We start from the raw sequence: 18,023 nt of genomic DNA on the forward strand, positions 1-18,023 counted from the left end.
GGCTTGTGCGCTCAGGCGGCAGACGGTCGCTGCGCCGACGGTTGCAGTTCTGACGGTTGAAATTCTTCGAAGGCGCCGACCGGGTTGAAACGCAGCCAGGCGCCAACCGGAATCTGTCCGGCGAGGTCCAGGTGGTAAGGCGCCACGACCCCGATCACGGGGTAGCCGCCGGTCAGCGGGTGGTCGGCCAGGAACAGCACGGGTTGGCCGCTTGGCGGCACCTGCAACGCACCCAGGGCGGTGCCCTCGCTGGGCAGTTCGCCGGTGATGGCGCGCTCCAGCGGCACCTCGCCGGCCAGGCGCAGGCCCACGCGGTTGGATTGTGGGGTGACTTGCCAGCGCTGCGCGGCAAGGCGCGTCACGGACTCGGCAGTGAACCAGTCGGTGCGGGGACCGAGCACCACGTCCAGCACGACGTCCTGCTCCACCGTGGGCAGGTCGGCGGCAGGCAAGCCGGGGGTGCCCACGACAGCGCCGGCCGCTGCGGGCAGCAGGTCCAGCACATCGCCCACGGCCAGCGGCGCGGGGCCGACCTTGGCCAGGGTGTCAGTCGCACAACTGCCCAGGACCGGCGCGACGCCAAACCCGCCGCGTGCAGCCACATAGCTGCGGGCGCCGGCAAGAGGCTGACCGATGCTTAGCGTGTCGCCATCGGCCAGCGCCACGGCCTGGTGGTTCGGGACGCTCCATCGGCGGCCATCGGCAGTGCGCACCGTCAGCGCCGCATCGGCGCCGGTGACAGCCAGCACGGTTTCGCCCACGCTCTGCAGTTGCAGGCCGCCGCCCACGGTCTCGAGCGCCGCGCCGTCGCTGCGGTTGCCGACCAGGCGGTTGGCCATCTTGAGGGCGGCCTGGTCCATCGCACCCGAGGCCGAGACGCCCTGCCCCGCCTGGCCGTGCCGGCCCAGGTCCTGGAACACGGTCTGCAGCCCGGTGGCCTTCACCTTCAGCGCCGCGGCAGCAGGCGCCTTGTCCGTCGGCAACGGCTGGCCCGCCGGGGCGCCGGCGGCGATGCCGCTGCCCGCATCGAGCACGCCATCGAGCGTGGCGATGTCGATGAACCGCACGCGATAGCCGGGCTGCAGCAGCGCGGGCTGTTCGCGATCCAGGTCCCACATGGCCACGGGGGTGACCCCGATGATCTGCCAGCCGCCCGGGCTGGCTTGCGGGTACACGCCGCTGAAGGTGCCAGCCAGGCCCACGGCGCCGGCGGGAATACGCGTGCGCGGCGTACTGCGGCGCGGCACGTCGAAGCTGGGATGGCCGCCGCTGAGATAGGCAAAGCCTGGCGCAAAGCCGGTAAAGGCAACGGTGTATTCGCTGGCGGTGTGGCGGCGCACCACTTCCCCGGGCGTGATGCCAAGCAGCTGGGCCACCTCGGCCAGGTCCTCGCCGTCATAGCGCACCGGAATCTCGACCAGGATGTTGCTGCGCTCGACGCGCTGCGACAGGTCGCGCGCGGCGATGGCCCGTACCAGCGCGGCGGCGCTGGTGGCCAATGGGCGAAAGTAAACGAGGATGGTGCGCGCGGCGGGCACCAACTCCGCCACGCCGTGCAGGGGATCGCGCTGCAGCGAGGCCAGCAAGGCCAGGGTCTGGTCCAGGTCGGCCAGTTCCACCAGCAGCGCATTCGAAGTGACGGGCAGAAAACGCAAAACGAGCTCCGCAATGACCCCGGGGGTCCTAGACGTGATACGTGCTGTCTGGCACGTCGGTAATGAACATGTGGCCCGGCGCATGCGTCACGGCGAACGGCACGCCCGACGCCATCACGGCCGCCTGGGGCGTGACGCCGCAAGCCCAGAATACCGGGATCTCGCCCGGCTCGATACGCACGGCGTCACCAAAGTCAGGCCTGGCGAGGTCGGCAATGCCCAGCGCGGCCGGGTCGCCGACATGGACGGGCGAGCCGTGCACCGACGGGAAGCGTCCGCTGATGGAAACCGCATCGGCAACCCGGTGCGCAGGGATGGGCCGCATGGACACGACCATCTCGCCATGCAGGCGGCCAGCCGGGCGACACTGGCGGTTGGTGCGGTACATCGGCACGTTGGAACCGTCGGCGATATGCCGCACCTCGATGCCTGCCTCTTGCAGCGGCGTCTCGAAGGTGAAGCTGCAGCCGATCAGGAAGGTGACCAGATCCGGGTGCTCAGCCCACAGGGGCGTGGCATCCGCCACCTCCTCCACCAGCTTGCCGTCGCGCCACACGCGATACAGCGGGATGTCGGTGCGGATATCGGCCCCTTGCGCCAGCACGGTCTGCTGTGCACCCGCTTCGATCACGTCGAGCACGGGACAGGCCTTGGGGTTGCGCTGCGCGTACAGCAGGAAGTCCCAGGCCCAGTCGCGCGGCAACGCGATCATGTTGGCTTGGGTCATCCCCGGTGCAATGCCGGCGGTAGGCTGTACCGTGCCGGCACGGTAGCTTGCGCGCGCTTCGCGCGCGGCGTTCACAGCGGCGATGCGGGCGCGTTCCAGTGCGGAATCTTGCATGAGTGTTGCTCTCCAGTGTCTTGGATCAGGCGAATGCGCGAATCTTTACGCCGTCGCTGTCGCCAGTCAGGTCTGCAGTGCGCGTAGCTCCTGCCGTATTGGCGGGTGATCAATGCGCAGCCTCGGCCCCGGCTTCGGCGAGCAGTTCGCGCCCTTGCGTTTCCGGCAGCAGCAGGCAGGCGATGACGACCAGTCCATAGGCGCCGGCGGCAAGATAGCCGATGGCAACACCCAGCGACATCGATGCGCTCATATGCCCGATCATGGCCGGGAATATGGAACCGACCGCACGGCCAAAGTTGTAGCAGAAGCCTTGGCCGGAGCCGCGGATATGGCTCGGATACAGCTCCGTCAGGTACGCCCCCATCCCCGAGAAGATGCCGGACAGGAAGAAGCCCAGGGGGAAACCCAGCACCAGCATCGCAGCGTCGGTGATCGGCAACTGCGTATAGCAGATCACGAGGAAGGCCGCGCTCACCGCAAACAGCATGAAGCAACGCCGGCGCCCCAGACGGTCGGACAGCCAGGCGCTGGTCAGGTAGCCGGCGAAGGACCCGGCGATCAGCACCATCAGGTAGCCGCTGGTGTTTAGCACGGAGAGATTGCGCTCCATCTTGAGGTAGGTGGGCAGCCAGGTCGTCACCGAATAGTAGGCACCTTGCATGCCGGTCGCCAGCAGGCTTGCCAGCACCGTCACGCGCAGCACACCGGGCTTGAAGATCAGCATGAAGTTATTGCTTTGCCCGGTGCGGGCCAACTTGGCCCTGGTTTCCTGGTACACCTCGGGCTCGGAGATATTGCGGCGGATATACAGGATAAAGATCGCCGGCAGCACGCCGGCCCAGAACAGCACGCGCCATGCGTATTGCTGCTCGAACATGGCATAGACCGCCCAGAATGCAATCGCCGACAGGCCCCAGCCGATGGCCCAGCTGCTTTGCACCAGTCCGACCGCCTTGCCGCGGTGGCGGGCCCGGATCATCTCTGCGATCAGCAAGGAACCGACCGACCATTCGCCGCCAAAGCCCAGGCCTTGCAGCATGCGGGTCAGGAACAGTTGCTCGGGGGACTGGGTGAAGCCGCTCAGGAACGTAAAGAAACTGAACCAGAGCACGGTCAGCTGCAGGATCCGCACGCGACCATATTTGTCGGCCAGGATGCCGGCCAGCCAGCCGCCGATGGCCGAGCTGATGAGCGCGCCCGTCGCGATGTAGCCCGCCTCGGCCTTGGTCATGCCCCACACCAGGATGAAGGTGGGGATCATGAAGGTGTAGATCATGTAGTCGAAGGCATCGACCCCATAGCCGACGAAGGCGGCAAAGAGCGTCTTGCGCTCCGCCTGGTTTGTTTCTTTAAGCCACATGGTTGCGCTCACTATGGATAAGGACAAAGCGTGGACAAGGCTCGTCGCGCTGTCTTCACGACGAAGTTCCGGTAGAGAGCAAGACCGCTATCCAGCGGCCCTGCACCCAACCGCTGTTTAGCAAAACACATGCCATGTTCATATATATGCATGTATGACTCAACCACCATGACTTATTGTTGAACAATATTGGCTGTTGTTCGATCGTGGTATACACCTAAGTCACGTTTGCAGGGCATCATTCGCACCAATCTTGTGCCTATTGTTCAACAAAGTGGGATAACATCCCGCACGGGGCATGCCGGAACCTGTCGCCCCGACACAAGCCAACATGACATCCAGTACTGACGTAAGAAATCTGGCCGAGCGGGTCACGGAGCAGATTCGCCAGCGCATCGTGCATGGCGAATTCGCGCCCGGGCAGCGCTTGTCGGAAGCCGCGCTTAGCGAGAGCCTGCAGATCTCGCGCAATACCTTGCGCGAGACCTTTCGCGTGCTGACCAAGGAAGGCCTGCTCAAGCACGAACCCAACCGCGGGGTATCCGTGGCGATTCCCAGCATCGCGGCCATCATCGACATCTACCGCGTGCGCCGCATGATCGAGTGCCAGGCCATCGCCCAGGCCTACCCCAGCCATCCGGCCAGGAAGCACCTGCGCGAAGCGGTGGAAACGGGACTGCGCTGCCGCGACCGCGGCGACTGGCAAGGCGCGGGCACTGCCAATATGGAGTTCCATATGGCCATCGTGGAACTGGCCGACAGCGAGCGGCTGAACGTGATGTTCTCCCACCTGCTCGCCGAGCTGCGCCTGGCGTTCGGCATGCTGCAGGATCCGGAATTCCTGCATGGTCCATATGTCGAGATGAACCAGCACATCCTGCAGTTGTTCGAGTCGGGCAAGCTCGCAGAGTGTGCCGCGGCCCTCAACGACTACCTGGCGCAGTCTGAGCGCATCGTGCTGTCGGTTTGCGCCCGGCACCCGATTTTCAAGGGGCGTTGAACGCAGGCGCAGAGCGTATCCATGCGTAGCTGCTGCGCGCCGGGCCCCGATGGCCACTGCCTGCTCAAGATGTGGTGTCCTCACTTCACGGCAAGCGTAAACGGCAGCAGCAGCGCATTCACAAGCAGCAAGCCATAGACCACCACCACCGCCGCCGCCGGGATGGCGAAACGCGTCCGATCCTGGGCGCGCGCGGTACGGCGCGTCCACAGGAAACCCGCGCCCATCACGGCAAGTCCGGAAAGCAGGCTCTCCACGGCAAGGGCTGCCGGATAGGGCTTGGCCGGGCTGCTGTTCTTGTTCCCGGCAACGGGAGGCGCTGTGGTGCCTTGCCAGACAGGCAGCGCTTCGACAGCGGGAGCCGTCGGCCGTGTTGGTTCGACGGGTTCCGGTCCGGCCGACATGGCAAGCGGCACTGCCGGCGGCGGCTCTTCTTGTACGCGCTGCGTCGGCTCAGGGATCTGCGTTGAGGCCTGTGGGGCCTGTGCGGAAGCCGCCGCGGGCGGCGGTGCCGCCTCCTGGCTGGCCGGGGTAGACCTGGCCGTTGCAGCCTGATTCGCGGAGTCGGACCGGCCCGGTGCGATTCGCATCGAATCCCGCTCCCGCCAGAATTTGGCGAACATGCTTTCCAGGCATCGTACCGAGTCGCAGGCATCGCGCCGGCTGCGCCACGCCGCGATGTCCGAGTCCTGGATCCTGCCCTTGCGCAGCATCCTTTGCTGCTCGGCGTAGATGCGCTCGTAGCGCTCTGACAGCCTGGACGAATCGCAGATCAGATGCCGCGGGCGCGCCCGCGGCCCGGCCTCGTCCGTCGCAAGGTTGCATCTCACCCCGGAGCCATCCGGGTTGTTGCAGCGTACGGGGGATTCGCGCGCAGTTGATTTGCAGACGATGTCAGAGGCCCACGCGCCGCTTGCGGCAGAAAGGCCTGCTGCTATGCCCATGGAAACAATCGTGACCAGGCGCCCTGTGATCCTCTTCATCATGATGCCCCATCGAAGCGGCCCCAAGGCTTCCAAGCTAGTCGATAGTTGCCGGGTATCCCAAGCATGCAATGCGGGGCGCGTGCGGTAAGCCACCTTGCCCCGCACCGACAGCTCCGGATGCGTCGCGCGATGAACAATGCATTGCGAAGCCGCAGCAACATCTCACGCTGCCAGATTTCATGGCATGCTCGATACCCTCCGGTACAGCGTCGCCTTCGATAATCTCCCGAGCGGAATTCTGCACTTCAAAGAGAAAGAGACTTTCATGGACACTTCCACGCCTTCCAGCCACCGCCGCAACCTACTTTCGATCCTGGGCATTGCCACGCCCATCATCCAGGCGCCCATGGCCGGTGTCAGCACAGCGGCCATGGCTGCCGCCGTGTCAAAGGCCGGCGGGCTGGGCTCGCTTGGCGTCGGGGCAATGGACGCGCAAGCCGCGCGAAAGACAATCCGCGAGACAAGAGCGCTGACCGGCAAGCCATTCAACGTCAACCTGTTCTGCCACGCCCCGGCCAAGTCCGATGTGGTGCGCGAGCAGGCCTGGCTCACCTACCTTGCCGCCCAGTTTGCCGAGCACGGCGGGACAGCACCCACGAGCTTGCGGGAAATCTACAAGAGTTTCGTGGCCGACGACGCCATGTTCCAGATGCTGCTGGAAGAAAAGCCAGCGGTGGTGAGCTTCCATTTTGGCCTTCCCTCCCAGCAGAAAATTGATGCGCTACGCGGTGCCGGCATTGTGCTGCTGGCCAGTGCAACGTCCCTGCAGGAGGCCCGCCAGATAGAGGCCGCCGGCGTGGACGCCATCGTCGCGCAAGGCATCGAAGCTGGCGGACACCGCGGCACCTTCGACACCGATGGCTACGACGAAGGCCTCGGCACGCTGGCTCTGGTGCGTCTTCTGGTCCTGGGCACGAAGCTTCCGGTGATTGCCTCGGGCGGCATCATGGACGGGGCAAGCATTGCCGCGGTGCTGGCTCTCGGGGCGGAAGCCGCCCAGCTTGGCACGGCATTCGTCGCCTGCCCGGAGTCATCTGCCGATGCCGCCTATCGCGCGGCGCTGACCGCACCCCAACCGCGCCCGACCACACTCACCCGCGCCATATCGGGCCGCGCGGCCAGGGGCTTCACCAACCGGCTCACGGCACTCGGCATCGCCGCCGACGCACCTCCGGTGCCGGACTACCCGATCGCCTATGACGCGGGAAAGGCGCTTCACGCCGCGGCCAAGGCCACGGGGAGCGCTGAGTACGCAGCGCAGTGGGCCGGGCAGGCAGCGCCCTTGGCCAGGTCCCTGCCGGCCGCGGAGCTGGTTGCGCAACTCAGGTCAGAGCTCAGGGAAGCGATCCTGCGCATGGCTACGTTTGCGGACCCGCAGGACGCAGCCTGAGCGTATCTATAACAATTATTTGAATGTACTGACTGTCGGCTCTACGATGGCGCAAACCCAATGTCTCCACTCCCACGAGGCCCGCCATGCACATCGCCATCCTGACCTTCGAAGGTTTCAACGAACTCGACTCGCTGATCGCGCTCGCCATCCTCAACCGGGTCAGGCGGCCCGGCTGGCGGGTTTCGATCGCCAGTCCGGCGGCCAAGGTGCGTTCGCTGAATGGTGTGGTGATGGAGGCGCAAGCATCGCTGGAGGACGCATGCAACGCGGACGCTGTGCTGGTGGGTAGTGGGATCCGAACCCGGGACGTCGTCGCCGATGCCGCGCTGATGTCGCAACTCCGCTTCGACCCGACGCGCCAGTTGCTGGGCGCGCAATGCTCGGGCACGCTCATTCTCGCCAAACTGGGCTTGGTGAACGACGTTCCGGCCTGTACGGACCTGACCACCAAGCCATGGGTAGTGGAGGCCGGCGTGGCCGTGCTCGATCAGCCGTTTGTCGCCAAGGGAAACGTTGCAACCGCCGGCGGGTGCCTGGCGTCGCAGTACCTGGCCGCCTGGTTCATCGCCCGTCTGGAAGGCGTCGAGGCTGCACGCAGCGCGATTGACTATGTGGCGCCAGTGGGCGAGAAGGAGGCCTACGTGACGCGCGCGATGGCGAACATTTCGCCGTTCCTCTGATGCGCGCTGGTGATGTGACTCCGGGCTGAGCCTCCTACACCATGATGAGGCCGTGCCGCATGCCCTGCAATACAGCCTCGGTGCGGCTGCTTGCGCCGAGCTTGCCGAAAATGGCGGAGAGGTGGAACTTCACCGTGTTGTCCGATATGTCGAGTTGGCGCGCGATTTCCTTGTTGCCAAGCCCTTCGGCGAGCATGGCCAGCACTTCAAGCTCGCGTGGGGTGAGCGTTTCGGTCAGAGCCGCGGATGCCGTCTGGCGAGGTGCCCTGCGCGCCGCCAGCAGCCTGGCGAGGATCTCCGGGGACAGCACGCAAAGTCCCGCGGCCACAGCTTCGATCGCGCAGATGATTTCGCCGGGCGTCGCGCCACGCGGCAGTAGTGCCGTGGCGCTGGCTCCCAGCGCCTCATGGATCCATTCGCTGTCCGCCTCGTCGGTGAGCAGGACCAGCGCCGGCGCTGCGGAATCTCGGCCCGCCTCTGGCACCGGCAGGTCACCGGCCTGCGGCTCAAGTTCGATCACGACCACATCCGGCACGTCGCCGGCAAAGCGGTCGGCGATCCCTGCGGTGTCGGCCGCGCTGCCTGCGAAATCCAGCGCTGGCGCCGCCTCGACAAGCGCCTGCAGGCTTGCCCGCGCCTGCGGCGAGACGGCGACCACGGCGACCCTGACCGGGCTCATCGGTGTCATCCTGGCATCCGGCATGCGACGGCTTGCATGAATCTCAGCCGCACGACTTCCGTTGCTGGCGTTCGCCCACCGTGACCGAGCACTCCTTGCGCTCGCCACCCCGGATCAGCCCGATCTTCAGCAACTGCCCGATGCGGTCGCCGCCCAGCGCGGCATGGACGTCGTCCATGTCTTGGCATGGCTTGCCATCCAGTTCGATCAGTACATCCCCGATCAGCACCCCGGCTTGCTCCGCAGGCCCGCCCGCCGCAAGCGATACCACCAGTAGCCCGCGCCCGGACGCCAGATTCAGCTTCGTCACCCAAGACTCCGACAGGCTCACCGGCTGCGTGCCCACGCCAAGGTAGCCGTGCGAGACACGTCCTTTGCTTAGCAGTTCGCCGCTCACGCGCGCCACTGTCGCTGCCGGTATCAGGATGCCAGCGCCAGGCGCGAGCGCCGATGTGCACAGGCCCGTGACCCGCCCCTGCATATCCGCCAGGGCCGCTCCGGAGAAACCGGGGCGCAGGCCGCCGTCAAGCCGCACGAAGGCGTCGAATTGCCCGCCTCGCCAGGTACGCCATGGACCGCCGGCAGTGCCGACAACGCCGAAATCCGCGCTGGTGCCAAGCCGGTCCACTCGCGCCACCGCGAGCACCAGATGGCCTGCCTTCAGGGAGCGCGCATCACCGGTCTCGACCGGGTTCGACGCCACGCCATCGAGCCTCAGTACGGCCAGGTCGGTGCCAGGGTCCCGTCCCACCAGGACGGCCGCCACGGTACGGCCATCGGCCAGGGTGACTTCAATGCCGTCTTCCTGCCTGAGCGTATGCGCGGCCGTGACCACCACGCCGGGTTGCCAGATGACTCCACTGGAGGGAAAGCGATGCCGCCCGTGCACCGCGACGACACTCTGGCCGACGCGCTCGGCAATGGCTGCCAAGTTGGCGGAAAGATCCTGCAAGGGATTTCCGCTGGGGGTTGAGGTTTCCATGGTGATGACTCCTGCCATTTGCTACGTGAACCGATGCGTCGCGCGCCCGGCCAGCTTGAGGAAGCCAGGCAGGCAAGCGCAGACGAGTGGTTTCACAATGACAGGCGCACGACGGCCGCGCACCACCCGGATGGGTAGCTGGTGCAGGGGGACTCGCGCGCGGCGTATGTGTTTGTACGAGCCTTTGTCTTCTCGTCCATTGCTTCCCCATTCTTCGTCGCACCGGTGCGCCAAGTGTTCGCCAGTATCGCCCCGAGCACCAGGGCCGGCAATCGTCACTTCGACCGGATCACTTCGCGTTTCGCCCGGCGTGCCAAAGCGGCTTTTCGGATACCTGGGCCCCTGGCCGCGCTGGCACATGCCGATGGCGCGGACAAGCCCTGCGGATCCATGCGAAAGCCGGCGGCGCGGCGACGAGCGGCGCTGCCTATGCTAGACAGAAGCGGCAACGCGGCCGGGCAGCCGCGTAGTCCGATTTCGTTTCAGGAGATAACCATGAACAAGCGCTTGAGTGAAGAAGGCATGGATCTGCTCTTTCGCGAGGCTCGCACGCACAGCGCATGGCTGAACCAGCCCGTGAGCGACGAAACCCTGCGGCAGCTCTATGACTTGATGAAATGGGCGCCGACCAGCGCCAACTGCTCTCCCGCGCGCATTCTGTTCCTGCGTACCCCTGAGGCCAAGCAGCGCCTGTTGCCCGCGCTGGCGCCGGGCAATGTCGAGAAAACCATGGCCGCACCGGTCACCGCCATCATCGCCTATGACATCAAGTTCTACGAACTTCTGCCCAAGCTGTTTCCGCACGCGGACGCACGCTCGTGGTTCGCCGATACCCCGGAGCTCGCCCTAACTACTGCGAGGCGAAACAGTTCCCTGCAGGGCGCGTACTTCATCATCGCCGCCCGCTCGCTGGGGCTCGATTGCGGGCCGATGTCCGGCTTCGACAATGCCAAGGTCGATCACGAATTCTTTCCGGCGGACCCCAAGGACAATGCCTTCCAGCTCGAATATTTCCCGGACAGTCACGTGAAATCGAACTTCCTGTGCAATCTCGGCTATGGCGACCCTGCCAAGCTGTTTCCGCGCAGCCCCCGCCTGGAATTCGATGAGGCGTGCAAACTGCTCTGAAGGAGGCAGTACCTAGGCCTGTGGCCGCAGTTCCTGCAGCAGCGTTGGTATCAGCTCGGACACCGTGGGATGGATGTGCATCGCGCGGCTGATGGTGGTATAGGGTGCCTTGGCATACATGATGTCGAGCAGTGAGTGAATCACCTCGTCGCCGGTCACGCCGAGGATCGCGGCACCCAGGATCATGCGGGTATCGGCGTCGACCACGACCTTCATGAAGCCCTGGCTCTCGCCCTTCTCCACGGCTCGCCCGACGCGGCTCATGGGGCGAGAGCCGACCAGCAGCCTGCGGCCGGATTGCCGGGCTTCTGCTTCCGTCATGCCGGCGCGGCCGAGCGGAGGGTCGATGAACATGGCATAGGCTGCGATGCGGTCCGTCAGCTTGCGGGGATCGTTGTCGAGAAGGTTGGCGGCGACGATCTCATAGTCGTTGTATGACGTATGCGTGAACGCACCGCGGCCATTGCAATCGCCAAGCGCCCAGATGCCGGGGACGTTGGTGCGCAACTGTTCGTCTACCTGGATATAACCGCGAGCGTCGGTCTCGACCCCGGCCTGATCCAGCCCCAGGTCCTCGGTGTTGGGCACACGCCCAACCGCCAGCAGCAGGTGCGAGCCGTGGACGTCGCGCGCCCCATCCGAACAATCCAGCCCGACGGCAACATGATCGCCTTCCCTGCGCGCGCTCAGGCAGTTGGCATTGAGCCGGATTTCGATCCCCTCGGCTTCCAGGATCTCCCGCACTGCCTGCGACACATCCTCGTCTTCGCGCTGGATCAGGCGCGGGCCTTTTTCGACAACGGTCACCCTGGAGCCAAAACGCCGGTACATCTGGCCAAACTCCAGACCCACGTAGCTGCCGCCGATGACGATCAGGTGCTCCGGCAGGAAATCCACCGCCATCATGCTCGAGTTGGTCAGGTACGGTACCTGGTCCAGCCCGGGCATGGGCGGAACCAGGGCCCGGCCGCCGACGTTCACGAAAATCCGGTCGGCTTCCAGCAGTTCGCCGTTGACCCGCACACCATGCGCGCTTTCGAAGCGGGCGTGCCCCTGATAGACCGTGCCGTTCTCCAGGCTGCGCATCCACTGTTCCACTCCGTTGCTGGAACGGCCGGAGATCTCGTCCTTGCGTGCCTTCACCTGCTTCATGTCGACGGCGACCGGCCCGCCGATGGTCACGCCGTACTCGGCAGCCCGCCGCGCCAGTTGCGCCGCGTACGCGCTTGCGATGAGGGTTTTGGTGGGAATGCAGCCGGTGTTCACGCAGGTGCCGCCAAAACGCGCGCGCTCGATGACGGCCGTTTTCATGCCCGCGCCGGCCAGCCGCGCAGCGAGTGCGGGGCCGGCTTGCCCGGTGCCGATGATGATCGCGTCGAATCCTTGGGCCATCACGATTCTCCTTGCCTGGTACCGCAAAGCCACAAGCTACTTTAGGTGGTAGGACGCTTCCCTGCCAGCTACGCGTAGGTGTCGACGCCCCGCACCAGCAGCCTGGCCAGCCGGGGCCGTCGCAACTGCTCCAGCCACCATTGCAGCGCGCGGCCTTCGTGATCGCCGCGCCAGCCCACGTAGAGCGTGTTGGGCTCGCGCGGGTCGGCGGTGCGCTTCTCTACCAGTTCGCCGCGCTGCAGCAGCGAGCCGACCCGGTGCCTGGGCAGCCAGCCGATCCCCAGGCCATCGCGCTGCGCCAGGGTCTTGGCTCGCATGCTCGGTACGGCCAGCAAGCGCTGTCCGCCCACCATGCCGTAAGCGCGGCCGCCCGTGAGGCGTGATGAATCTGCCACCACCACGGCACGATGGCGGGCGATCTCCTCACGCGTCAATGGTTGGCAGGCGGCCGCCAGCGGATGCCGGGGCGAGACCGCAAACACCCATTCGATCACGCCCAGCTCGAACCACCCCAGGCTAGGGATGGCGGGCGGCTCGTTGGTGGCACCGATGACCAGGTCGGCGCGGCCGTCCCGCAGCGCTTCCCAGGTGCCGGCCAGCACTTCGTGCGTGACGCGCAGCGCCACGCCGGATTCCTGCGCGTCGAACGCGTGCATGACGGGCATCAGGGTCTCGAATTCCATCAGCTCGTCGGTCACGATCCACAACCGGTCTTCCCAGCCGTTGGCGACCTGCCGCACGCGCTGTGTGACGCGCGCGACATCCTGCGCAAGCCGGGCGGCTTCTTCCGTGAGCAATTCGCCGGCACGCGTCAACTGCAGGCGGTAGCGGCGGCGGTCGAACAGGAGTGCGTCGAAGCGCTGCTCCAGCTGCCGCGCGGCGTGCGACACCGTGGACGGCGCCTTGCCCAGCCTGGCCGCCGCGCGCGACAGGCTGCCGGCCTCGCGGATGGCCTCCAGCAGGGCCAGTTCGTCTTCCGACAACATGTGCGACTCCTTCGAACGTGCGCAGGCCAGCGCCCATACTCCACTCACGCGATTGTTCAAGTTCAACTTTCCAAACCGGAGGACATCATGAATCGCTTCCAAGGCAAGACCGTTCTGGTCACTGGCGGCAACAGTGGCATCGGCCTGGCGGCTGCCCAGGCATTCGCCCAGGAAGGGGCCCGCGTGGTCATCACCGGCCGCGACGCAGCGGCACTGGAGGTCGCCCGCGCCACGCTCGGCAACGAGGCCATCGCCATCCGCAACGAAACCGGCACCGTGCAGGCCGCGCGTGACCTGGCTCGCCAGCTGACCGACGCCGGCATCCGCCTGGACGCCGTCTTCATCAACGCCGGCATTGCCAAGTTTGCCGCCGTTGCCGATGTGGACGAGGCACTATGGGACGCCACCTTCAACGCCAACGTGAAGGGCGCGTATTTCCAGATCCAGGCGCTGCTGCCGCTGCTGAACCCGGGCACGTCGATCGTGCTGAATGGCTCCATCAATGCGCGCATCGGCATGCCGATGTCTTCCGTGTATGCCGCCAGCAAGGCAGCACTGATCTCGCTGGCCAGGACCCTGTCGGGTGAGCTGGTCAGCTCGGGCATCCGGGTAAATGTGGTCAGCCCCGGGCCGGTGACAACGCCGCTGTACGGCAAGCTGGGCCTGGAAGCCGACACCCTGTCGGCCACTGCCGCGCAGATCCAGAGCCAGATCCCGCTGGGCCGCTTCGGCCAGCCGACGGAGATTGCGTCGACGGTGCTGCATCTGTCGGCACCGGAATCGGCCTTCATCGTCGGTACCGAAATCATCGCCGACGGTGGCATGAGCCAACTTTAAGTCAATGCCTTTGCGGGCCGCGGCGTTGAGCACGTTCCGCGCATGACGTGGCCCATCCTGCCTGGAGCAGTACCAGAATCAATCCATTGCCTTTATCGTCCATTTGCCGGGCAAGCCCGAGCGGCGCGCCGAGCTCGAGTCGAAACTGCTTTATATCCTCGACCAGATGTCGAAGGAGCCGGACTTTATCAACACGTATCTGCACCGCTCGCTCGAAGATCCTGACACCCTTGTTCTCTATGAGAACTGGGCCTGCAGCGAGCAGCATTTCAAGGACCACCACCTGAAAGCGTCCTACCGGCGCGAATACGAGGCGGTGCTGGCCGATCTGCTGAAAGCACCACGCACGCTGGAGTTTCTGACGCCAGTGCGCGACTACCAGAAAGCCGGCAACTGAAGCGGTTTTGCCCTATAAGGCAGCTGCCGGCCCCCCCCGCCGAGCGCCTTGAATGCCGCCACGGCGGCGTGGGCTGATTCGGTCTGTGCCTGCGCTCTGGCATGAATGAGCGAAGACTGCTCAGCCAGCCGTCTGGTGCGCAGCGCACTGGTGCTCATAGACCTGCAGGTGGCAATATGCCGCACGGCTCAACGGAAGTTCATGCCCGTACCCGGCTGCGCGCTTGATGAGGTCGCCGACGATGGCATCGGCTTCTATGCGTGGGGCGCCCTGCGCAATATCCCGCATCATCGAGGCAGCCCAGGTCGATGTTTCGTCCAGCAGTCGGGCCTGCATGGCAGCGACAACGGGTTCAGGGATGGGATGACCGCACAATTGCGCCACCGTGCGGCACTCCGCAATCGCGTCAAGCATCAGGCGGCGGCCATCCTGTGTCTTCATGATGTCCGCCACGGTCCCGCGCATCAGGCATGTCATCACTGCGCCGGCGGCGATCATGGCCCACTTGTTCCACAGCTCCTGCCCGATGGCGCCCGATAGTTCACGCGTACCCCCCGCCCTGGACACCAGCGCATGGAAATCCGCGGCCAATGCCGACGCCTGCGCGGCGCGCGGGCCGACTACCAGCCGGTCCATGCGGCCGGCGTGCACGACGGTCCCGTCCGCCGCCAGCGTTGTCGCGATGTATGCGACTCCACCCAGCACGCGTTGCCTGCCAAAGCACTGGTCGAGCCGGTCATAGGCGTCAAGGCCGTTGAGCAGAGGCAATACCGCAGTGTCCCGGCCAACGGCCGGGCTGACGGTCCGGATCGCGTCGGCAAGGTCGTAGGCCTTGCATGCCAGCAGGACCAGGTCGAACTGCGCGTCGACCTGGCCGGCCAGGACCATTTTTACCGGGCGATGGAAGTCGCCAAGTTCGCTACGCACGGCCAGGCCAACCCGTTCAAGTGCCCGCGCGCGGCCGGGCCGCAACATGAAGGTGACATCGGCGCCCGCCTCGATCAGGCGAGCGCCATAGTAGCCGCCCATGGCCCCGGCACCGAGTACTAGAATCTTCATGATGCCTCTGCCTGCGCGGCGGCTGCGGGGCGCCGCTGGACGATCAGGTTGGCGGTGAAAACCTGCACTGGCTCGCCGGCCTGGTTGAAGGTTGTGGTACGCACCTTCACGATGCCCTGGTCGGGGCGCGATTTCGAAATCCGCACTTCCAGTATCTCGCTCTCGATATGCAGTTCATCGCCGGGGCGTACCGGTTTTGGCCAGCGCAGTTCCTCGAAGCCCGCGCCGAGGATGCCGCCTGCGGGCCGGAACTCGCCGTCGACCAGCAGGCGCATCGTCAGCGCAGCGGTATGCCAACCGCTCGCAGCCAGTCCACGAAATAGCGTGTCGCGGGCGGCTGCTTCATCGAGATGGAAAGGCTGCGGGTCGAACTCGGCAGCAAAGGCCTTGATCCTTTCAGGCTCGACGGTCAGACGCCCCGAACCGTATTTCTGGCCCGGCGCGAGGTCCTCAATGTATTGAATGTTCATTTCTTCTTCCAGATGGTTTGCGCTGATCTTTCCGGCTTGAAGGTTGGAACAAGAATTAGCTGCGCGGGAAATCCGGCTCAGGCTTCCGCCGAGCGGGTCAGCCGCTGGCGCACGCGGTCGCTGGCGGCGGGGCCGGGCGCAAGGTGATAGTCGGCATCGGTGACAGGGCGCCCGTTGGCGGGGTCGACCAGCACAGGCTCCACGCGCACGCCGGTGCGCCGGTTCGTCAACTGCACGCTTTCGCCTTCGGGCGCGAGATGCTTGTTGCCCCAGGCCAGCATGGCCAGCAGCACTTGGCGGAAATCGCGCCCGCGCTCGGTCAGGATGTACTCGGAGCGAGGCGGGCGGTCGCAATACTGGCGACGCTCAAGCATGCCTTCTTCGACAAGCGAGTTCAGGCGGCGCGTGAGCATATTGGGCGCGATAGCCAGGTTTTGCTGGAACTCGTCGAACCGGGTCACGCCGTAAAAGGCTTCGCGCAGGATCAATACGCTCCAGCTGTCGGCAACGCGGGCCGCGGTGCGTGCGATCGGACACGGCGTTTCGCCCAGTGGCTTCTTCTGCATGATTAGCTTCCTCGAAAAACCTACTTGCTATCGATTTGATAGTTAGTCTAGGGTAGTCACTATCATCATGCAAGTTCGTTTTTCGCTTGTACTGTATTCCGCGCCCGTCAGGCACCGAAAACACGCGCCTGCCCACACCGCCTGTGTCGAGGACGCTACCCCAGCGCCGATTCCGCACACTGCCCGGCCCCAACCATTTACTTCGCGCGCGAACTATCTATATAGTTCGCATGCGAACTTAATCGCGATGCCTGCACGGCAGGCGTGCAACTCTCACCTGGAGACCGACCAATGACCCCAGAAATCCGCGTTGACCTCACCGGCGGCGTGCTGACCATGACGCTTGCCCGGCCCGACAAGATGAACGCCTTGACGAACGAGATGTACGGCGCGCTTGCCGATACTATCGAGCAGGCACAGCAGGACCGGGCTATCCGGGTATTGCTGTTGCAGGGGGATGGGAACAGCTTTACCGCCGGCAATGATCTCGGCGAATTCGCGGCGATCGCATCGGGAAATGGCCCCAGCGAACGTCACGTGCATCGCTTCCTGCGCGCCCTTGCCAATTCGACCGTACCGATTGTCGCCGCGGTCAATGGCAAGACCGTCGGCGTCGGGACCACCATGCTGCTGCATTGTGATTACGTCGTGCTCGGCCAGGACGCGCAACTGATCACGCCTTTCGTCAATCTCGCCCTGGTTCCCGAAGCGGCTTCGAGTTACCTGCTCCCGCTGCGGATCGGACACGTCAGGGCCTTCGAGATGTTCGCGCTGGGCGAGCCGCTTGACGCGCAAACCGCCGTGGCATGGGGCATTGCGAACAAGGTTTGCGCCAATGACCAGCTGCGCACGGATGCGCGCCGGATGGCCGAGAAGATTGCCGCCAGGCCGGCGGGCTCCCTGAGCGCAATGAAACAGCTCATGCGCGATGCGGAAAAACTGGTTTCGCAGATGAACAGCGAAAGCGCCAGGTTCGAGGAGCGGCTGGCCAGTGCGGAAGCCCGGGAAGCATTCTCGGCCTTCGCCGAAAAACGCAAACCAGACTTCACCAGGGTTGCCGGGCAGTAAGTCGACTGCCTCGCTTTCCGGCCGCTGCCAGGCTACACCTCGCCCTCGTCCGCGGCCGGAAACTTTGTCTGCAGGCTGGTCAGCCAGCGCGCCACCACGTCGATCTCGGCGGCGGTGAAACCTTCAGTCAGCCTGGCATTCAATACCTTCATGCTCGCCTTGGAACGCTGGCGTGCCAGGCGCCCTGCCTCCGTCAGCCACAGGCGCGAGGCACGGCCATCGTTCTCGTCCGGCCGGCGCTCGATCAGGCCGGCCCTTTCGGTCCGGTCGGCCAGGCCACTCATCCCAGGCGCGCCCAGGTCCAGCGCCGCGGCAGCCTCGCTCGTCAGCGCGCCATCGTTGCTGCCCAGGAAGAAAAGCAGTCCGGCCTGGGCTGATGTCACGCCACCCGCGGCAGTGCGCGCTTGTGCCCACCGGTGCAGGCGCCGCTGGCCCACGTTCAACAGGTAGACGAGGCGATGTTCCATGTCTGGTGCGTCATAAAGGGTGAGATTTCGTTCGCATGCGAATATTATCATGCGCCGGCGTAGCCCTCAGCGCC

19 protein-coding genes are annotated in these 18,023 nt (G+C 65.3%); 7 read left to right on the top strand and 12 right to left on the bottom strand.

What is annotated here, in order from left to right; genetic code table 11:
* Window positions 1–11: 11 nt before the first annotated feature.
* The 3 genes from pxpB to CNE_RS26380 all read right to left on the bottom strand — a co-directional run bounded on the left by pxpB (window position 12) and on the right by CNE_RS26380 (window position 3,859).
* A complete protein-coding gene (gene pxpB, locus CNE_RS26370; protein ID WP_013953345.1) occupies window positions 12–1,655 on the bottom strand; it encodes a 5-oxoprolinase subunit PxpB in 1,644 nt (547 codons plus the stop codon).
* A 28-nt stretch (window positions 1,656–1,683) separates the two neighbouring features.
* Window positions 1,684–2,496 (bottom strand): putative hydro-lyase, encoded by an 813-nt coding sequence (locus CNE_RS26375; RefSeq protein ID WP_013953346.1) that lies wholly within the window; start codon window positions 2,494–2,496, stop codon window positions 1,684–1,686.
* 109 nt (window positions 2,497–2,605) lie between these two features.
* Complete coding sequence (locus CNE_RS26380; RefSeq protein ID WP_013953347.1) at window positions 2,606–3,859, bottom strand: MFS transporter; 1,254 nt, start codon at window positions 3,857–3,859, stop codon at window positions 2,606–2,608.
* Between the two features lie 331 nt (window positions 3,860–4,190).
* Here CNE_RS26380 and CNE_RS26385 point away from each other — a divergent pair, with 331 nt between their 5' ends.
* Entirely contained in the window at window positions 4,191–4,859 is a 669-nt protein-coding gene (locus CNE_RS26385) for a GntR family transcriptional regulator (RefSeq protein ID WP_041228672.1), read from the top strand.
* Between the two features lie 80 nt (window positions 4,860–4,939).
* Here the strand turns inward: CNE_RS26385 and CNE_RS26390 are convergent, their stop codons facing one another.
* On the bottom strand, window positions 4,940–5,845 hold the full coding sequence (locus tag CNE_RS26390; RefSeq protein ID WP_013953349.1) for a hypothetical protein: 906 nt from the start codon (window positions 5,843–5,845) through the stop codon (window positions 4,940–4,942).
* Between the two features lie 265 nt (window positions 5,846–6,110).
* Here CNE_RS26390 and CNE_RS26395 point away from each other — a divergent pair, with 265 nt between their 5' ends.
* Window positions 6,111–7,235 carry an NAD(P)H-dependent flavin oxidoreductase gene (locus CNE_RS26395; RefSeq protein WP_041228673.1) on the top strand — a complete coding sequence of 375 codons (1,125 nt, stop codon included), beginning with the start codon at window positions 6,111–6,113 and terminating at the stop codon, window positions 7,233–7,235.
* Between the two features lie 86 nt (window positions 7,236–7,321).
* Complete coding sequence (locus CNE_RS26400; protein ID WP_013953351.1) at window positions 7,322–7,918, top strand: DJ-1/PfpI family protein; 597 nt, start codon at window positions 7,322–7,324, stop codon at window positions 7,916–7,918.
* 34 nt (window positions 7,919–7,952) lie between these two features.
* Here CNE_RS26400 and CNE_RS26405 read toward each other — a convergent pair whose 3' ends face one another.
* Both CNE_RS26405 and CNE_RS26410 read right to left on the bottom strand, forming a co-directional pair.
* On the bottom strand, window positions 7,953–8,597 hold the full coding sequence (locus tag CNE_RS26405) for a response regulator transcription factor (protein ID WP_013953352.1): 645 nt from the start codon (window positions 8,595–8,597) through the stop codon (window positions 7,953–7,955).
* Between the two features lie 43 nt (window positions 8,598–8,640).
* Window positions 8,641–9,579 carry a S1C family serine protease gene (locus tag CNE_RS26410; protein ID WP_013953353.1) on the bottom strand — a complete coding sequence of 313 codons (939 nt, stop codon included), beginning with the start codon at window positions 9,577–9,579 and terminating at the stop codon, window positions 8,641–8,643.
* 495 nt (window positions 9,580–10,074) lie between these two features.
* On the opposite strand from CNE_RS26410, the gene CNE_RS26415 reads away from it, so the two are divergent.
* Window positions 10,075–10,707: a malonic semialdehyde reductase gene (locus tag CNE_RS26415; RefSeq protein ID WP_013953354.1), complete on the top strand. Its 633-nt coding sequence runs from the start codon at window positions 10,075–10,077 to the stop codon at window positions 10,705–10,707.
* Window positions 10,708–10,719: 12 nt separating this feature from the next.
* On the opposite strand, the gene CNE_RS26420 is transcribed toward CNE_RS26415, so the two are convergent.
* Together CNE_RS26420 and CNE_RS26425 are read right to left on the bottom strand one after the other, a co-directional pair.
* Window positions 10,720–12,099 carry an FAD-containing oxidoreductase gene (locus CNE_RS26420; protein WP_013953355.1) on the bottom strand — a complete coding sequence of 460 codons (1,380 nt, stop codon included), beginning with the start codon at window positions 12,097–12,099 and terminating at the stop codon, window positions 10,720–10,722.
* 68 nt (window positions 12,100–12,167) lie between these two features.
* The gene (locus CNE_RS26425; RefSeq protein WP_013953356.1) at window positions 12,168–13,085 is read right to left on the bottom strand and encodes a LysR family transcriptional regulator; all 918 of its coding nucleotides are present in this window, start codon (window positions 13,083–13,085) and stop codon (window positions 12,168–12,170) included.
* Window positions 13,086–13,172: 87 nt separating this feature from the next.
* Here CNE_RS26425 and CNE_RS26430 point away from each other — a divergent pair, with 87 nt between their 5' ends.
* Together CNE_RS26430 and CNE_RS26435 are read left to right on the top strand one after the other, a co-directional pair.
* Window positions 13,173–13,922 carry an SDR family oxidoreductase gene (locus tag CNE_RS26430; protein ID WP_013953357.1) on the top strand — a complete coding sequence of 250 codons (750 nt, stop codon included), beginning with the start codon at window positions 13,173–13,175 and terminating at the stop codon, window positions 13,920–13,922.
* Window positions 13,923–14,025: 103 nt separating this feature from the next.
* A complete protein-coding gene (locus tag CNE_RS26435; RefSeq protein ID WP_013953358.1) occupies window positions 14,026–14,319 on the top strand; it encodes a putative quinol monooxygenase in 294 nt (97 codons plus the stop codon).
* Window positions 14,320–14,439: 120 nt separating this feature from the next.
* On the opposite strand, the gene CNE_RS26440 is transcribed toward CNE_RS26435, so the two are convergent.
* The 3 genes from CNE_RS26440 to CNE_RS26450 all read right to left on the bottom strand — a co-directional run bounded on the left by CNE_RS26440 (window position 14,440) and on the right by CNE_RS26450 (window position 16,414).
* The gene (locus CNE_RS26440) at window positions 14,440–15,378 is read right to left on the bottom strand and encodes a 2-dehydropantoate 2-reductase (protein ID WP_013953359.1); all 939 of its coding nucleotides are present in this window, start codon (window positions 15,376–15,378) and stop codon (window positions 14,440–14,442) included.
* Window positions 15,375–15,848, bottom strand: a complete 474-nt coding sequence (locus tag CNE_RS26445; protein WP_013953360.1) for a MaoC family dehydratase — start codon at window positions 15,846–15,848, stop codon at window positions 15,375–15,377. The genes CNE_RS26440 and CNE_RS26445 overlap by 4 nt, the downstream gene beginning before the upstream one ends.
* 77 nt (window positions 15,849–15,925) lie before the next feature.
* Entirely contained in the window at window positions 15,926–16,414 is a 489-nt protein-coding gene (locus CNE_RS26450) for a winged helix-turn-helix transcriptional regulator (RefSeq protein WP_013953361.1), read from the bottom strand.
* Window positions 16,415–16,705: 291 nt separating this feature from the next.
* Here CNE_RS26450 and CNE_RS26455 point away from each other — a divergent pair, with 291 nt between their 5' ends.
* Window positions 16,706–17,482: an enoyl-CoA hydratase gene (locus CNE_RS26455; RefSeq protein WP_013953362.1), complete on the top strand. Its 777-nt coding sequence runs from the start codon at window positions 16,706–16,708 to the stop codon at window positions 17,480–17,482.
* 32 nt (window positions 17,483–17,514) lie between these two features.
* Here the strand turns inward: CNE_RS26455 and CNE_RS26460 are convergent, their stop codons facing one another.
* Entirely contained in the window at window positions 17,515–17,949 is a 435-nt protein-coding gene (locus tag CNE_RS26460; protein WP_041228676.1) for a MarR family winged helix-turn-helix transcriptional regulator, read from the bottom strand.
* Window positions 17,950–18,023 lie beyond the last annotated feature (74 nt).

It is taken from the genome of Cupriavidus necator N-1, from assembly GCF_000219215.1.
GTDB lineage: Bacteria > Pseudomonadota > Gammaproteobacteria > Burkholderiales > Burkholderiaceae > Cupriavidus > Cupriavidus necator.

What these genes read in the sequence shown, in the direction of transcription:
- CNE_RS26375 (WP_013953346.1), bottom strand. Translation starts at nt 2,496, where the DNA reads ATGCAAGATTCCGCACTGGAACGCGCCCGCATCGCCGCTGTGAACGCC.
- CNE_RS26380 (WP_013953347.1), bottom strand. Translation starts at nt 3,859, where the DNA reads ATGTGGCTTAAAGAAACAAACCAGGCGGAGCGCAAGACGCTCTTTGCC.
- CNE_RS26385 (WP_041228672.1), top strand. Translation starts at nt 4,191, where the DNA reads ATGACATCCAGTACTGACGTAAGAAATCTGGCCGAGCGGGTCACGGAG.
- CNE_RS26390 (WP_013953349.1), bottom strand. Translation starts at nt 5,845, where the DNA reads ATGATGAAGAGGATCACAGGGCGCCTGGTCACGATTGTTTCCATGGGC.
- CNE_RS26395 (WP_041228673.1), top strand. Translation starts at nt 6,111, where the DNA reads ATGGACACTTCCACGCCTTCCAGCCACCGCCGCAACCTACTTTCGATC.
- CNE_RS26400 (WP_013953351.1), top strand. Translation starts at nt 7,322, where the DNA reads ATGCACATCGCCATCCTGACCTTCGAAGGTTTCAACGAACTCGACTCG.
- CNE_RS26405 (WP_013953352.1), bottom strand. Translation starts at nt 8,597, where the DNA reads ATGAGCCCGGTCAGGGTCGCCGTGGTCGCCGTCTCGCCGCAGGCGCGG.
- CNE_RS26410 (WP_013953353.1), bottom strand. Translation starts at nt 9,579, where the DNA reads ATGGAAACCTCAACCCCCAGCGGAAATCCCTTGCAGGATCTTTCCGCC.
- CNE_RS26415 (WP_013953354.1), top strand. Translation starts at nt 10,075, where the DNA reads ATGAACAAGCGCTTGAGTGAAGAAGGCATGGATCTGCTCTTTCGCGAG.
- CNE_RS26420 (WP_013953355.1), bottom strand. Translation starts at nt 12,099, where the DNA reads ATGGCCCAAGGATTCGACGCGATCATCATCGGCACCGGGCAAGCCGGC.
- CNE_RS26425 (WP_013953356.1), bottom strand. Translation starts at nt 13,085, where the DNA reads ATGTTGTCGGAAGACGAACTGGCCCTGCTGGAGGCCATCCGCGAGGCC.
- CNE_RS26430 (WP_013953357.1), top strand. Translation starts at nt 13,173, where the DNA reads ATGAATCGCTTCCAAGGCAAGACCGTTCTGGTCACTGGCGGCAACAGT.
- CNE_RS26440 (WP_013953359.1), bottom strand. Translation starts at nt 15,378, where the DNA reads ATGAAGATTCTAGTACTCGGTGCCGGGGCCATGGGCGGCTACTATGGC.
- CNE_RS26445 (WP_013953360.1), bottom strand. Translation starts at nt 15,848, where the DNA reads ATGAACATTCAATACATTGAGGACCTCGCGCCGGGCCAGAAATACGGT.
- CNE_RS26450 (WP_013953361.1), bottom strand. Translation starts at nt 16,414, where the DNA reads ATGCAGAAGAAGCCACTGGGCGAAACGCCGTGTCCGATCGCACGCACC.
- CNE_RS26455 (WP_013953362.1), top strand. Translation starts at nt 16,706, where the DNA reads ATGACCCCAGAAATCCGCGTTGACCTCACCGGCGGCGTGCTGACCATG.
- CNE_RS26460 (WP_041228676.1), bottom strand. Translation starts at nt 17,949, where the DNA reads ATGGAACATCGCCTCGTCTACCTGTTGAACGTGGGCCAGCGGCGCCTG.